This is a genomic window from Piscicoccus intestinalis NBRC 104926 (assembly GCF_001515525.1).
Lineage (GTDB): Bacteria > Actinomycetota > Actinomycetes > Actinomycetales > Dermatophilaceae > Kineosphaera > Kineosphaera intestinalis.
The window spans coordinates 1-2,644 of sequence record NZ_BCNQ01000007.1 but is presented as its reverse complement, the minus strand read 5'-3'; the positions used below and the strand labels follow the sequence as shown (position 1 = coordinate 2,644).

Here is a 2,644-nt window from a genome sequence, read left to right as displayed (position 1 = left end):
CCGGGGAGTAGGGGCCGGGGGTCAGGAGGCGGTGACGGGGGCGGTGAGGTCGTAGAACGTCGTGCCGCCGATCGTCACCTGGGTGTAGTTGGCCTGCACCCACTCGCTGATCTGCGACGCGTCGTCCGAGCCGCCGTTCTGGCCGCCGAACTGGCTGCCGGCGAGGAAGTAGTGGATCTGACCGTTCTGCACGTACTGCTGGAACTGCGCCAGCGTCGGGCTCGGGTCGGAGCCGTTGAACCCGCCGATCGCCATGACCGGCTCGCCGCTGCCGAGCTGCAGGCCCGCGGCGTTCTGGCTGCCGATCGCCGCGGCCACCCACGTGTAGCTGCTCGCGTTGCTCTGCAGCGCGGAGACGACCTCGCTGCTGGCTTCGGTGGCGTTGAGCAGGCCGCCCATGCCGCCGCCGGGGCCGCCCATGCCGTCCTGGCTCGTGCCGTTCTGGCTCGTGCCGTTCTGGCTGGTGCCGTTCGGGCTGGTGCCGTTCTGGGAGCCGGGCATCGCGGGCGGGGTGCCCATCTGGCCGCCGGGGCCGCCCTGGCCGCCCATGCCACCCGGGCCGCCCATGCCGCTGCTCGGCCCGGCGGTGACGATCGAGCCGGCGTGCGCGCTGGTCACGGTCGAGACGCTGTAGGCCGCGGGGCCGGCGAGGCTGGCGAGCAGCGCGGCGGCGAGCACGACCGGCACGAACCGGCGGTGCAGCCGGGTGCTGACGAACAGCAGGAACGCGGCGGCCATCCCGACTCCGAAGACGAGGTAGCGCAGCGGGCCGTACGCGTCGACGCGGGTCAGCAGGAAGAAGCTCCACGTCGCGGCCATCGCGACCCCCGCGGCCAGCGCGTAGGAGCCGGTGCGGCTCCGACCCGGCTGCGTCGAGCGTTTCCACGCGGCGGCCGCGCCCATGCCGACGATCGCGGCGATGTACGGCGCCAGGGCCACCGTGTAGTACTCGTGGAAGATCCCCTGCATGAGGGAGAACACCAGGCCGGTGACGACCATCGAGCCACCCCACACGAGGTAGGCGGCGCGGGTCAGGTCGGTGCGCGGGGCCTTGCGGGTCAGCCACAGGCCGACGCTCAGGAAGAGCAGCGCGGTGGGGATGAACCAGGAGATCTGTCCGCCGATCGAGGCGGTGAACATGCGCCAGATGGAGCCGGTGCCGGCGTTCGGGCCGGCCCCGCCGACGGAGCCGTCGGCGTTGCCGTCGATGCGGTTGAGGCCGTTGTAGCCGAAGGTCAGCTCGAGGAAGGAGTTGGTCTGTGACCCGCCGATGTAGGGCCGCGCGGAGGCGGGCACGAGCTCGACGATGGCGACCCACCAGCCTCCGGCGACGATCACCGCGGCCAGCGCGGCGAACGAGTGCGCGATGCGCTTGCCCAGCGTCGTGGGGGCGGTGACCAGGTAGGTCAGGCCGAGCACCGGCAGTACGAGGAAGGCCTGCAGGGTCTTGGTGAGGAAGCCGAAGCCGAGCAGCACGCCGACGAGCATGAGCCAGCGCGGGCTGGCCTTCTCGATGGCCCGCATCGTCGCGACGCACGCGGCGGTGAGCAGCAGCGCGAGCAGCGCGTCGGGGTTGTTGAACCGGAACATCAGCGTCGCGACCGGGATCAGCGCCAGCACGGCGCCGGCGAGCAGGCCCGCGGCGTGGCCGAAGTAGCGGCGCACGCCGGCGTAGACGAGGGCGACGGTCGCCACGCCCATGAGCACCTCGGGCACGAGGATCGCCCAGCTGTTGAGCCCGAAGATCCGCACCGACAGCGCCATCGCCCACAGCGAGGCCGGCGGCTTGTCGACGGTGATCGAGTTCGCCGCGTCGGAGGAGCCGTAGAAGAACGCCTCCCAGCTCTGCGACCCGGCCTGAACGGCCGCCGAGTAGAACGAGTTGGCGTACCCGTTGGCGCTCAGACCGTACAGCCAGAAAACCAGTGTGCCGAGCAGCAGCGCGGCCAGCGAGAGCTGCTGGGCGCGGGGCCGGTCGCGCAAGCGGGTGGCGTCGACGCCGAGCCCGGAGGCGGTGGCCTCGCGGGTGTCGGCGGGGACGGCCACCTCGGTGGCGGTCTGCCCGTCGCGCGAACGCCACAAGGGCTTCACGCGCGGCGGACGCAGATTCTCGATGCGTCGTGCGATGGCGATGTCCATGTCACTGACATTCCGCCCCGACGCTATGCGTCTGCTGTGTCACCCCTGGCGGGGGTCGATGAGCCCGCCGTCTGTGCGGTCAAGGCCGCATCGATCCGTTAGCCACAGCCCCTGTCGGCACCGCTCGGACTATCACCGCGCCAGCCCGAGACCGCCCCCATGAGCAAACGTGCTCGTCAGAAGCTCGGGGCTGCCGACCCTGTGACTGCGGTGATAGTCCGAGCGGTGAAAGCCAGCTGACGCCCGCCGCCAGACAGCAGGCCCGGCTGCCCTCAGAAACCCGCGAGAACGACCGTGAAAACTGCTTGTAGTCAGGGCTGCGGCGCGCGAACAGCAGCTCTCACGGGGCGATCGGGCCACTAACAGCGTTATTGCGATGGTTCCCAAAGGTTTTCTGCAGGGGTTGGTATGGATTCGTTCAGGTTGCTGGCGCGGCGGCCGGGTGTGGGGTGAGCCTGACTCAGGGGGTTTCACGGGCGCGCTGGCCCCGGCGGGGGCGGTGGGG

The 2,644-nt window shown here is 71.0% G+C and carries 1 protein-coding gene; it reads right to left on the bottom strand.

What is annotated here, in order from left to right:
- Positions 1-21 precede the first annotated feature (21 nt).
- Positions 22-2,139: an ArnT family glycosyltransferase gene (locus tag PINTE_RS02580; RefSeq protein ID WP_068425816.1), complete on the bottom strand. Its 2,118-nt coding sequence runs from the start codon at positions 2,137-2,139 to the stop codon at positions 22-24.
- Positions 2,140-2,644 lie beyond the last annotated feature (505 nt).

What these genes read in the sequence shown, in the direction of transcription:
- PINTE_RS02580 (WP_068425816.1), bottom strand. Translation starts at nt 2,139, where the DNA reads ATGGACATCGCCATCGCACGACGCATCGAGAATCTGCGTCCGCCGCGC.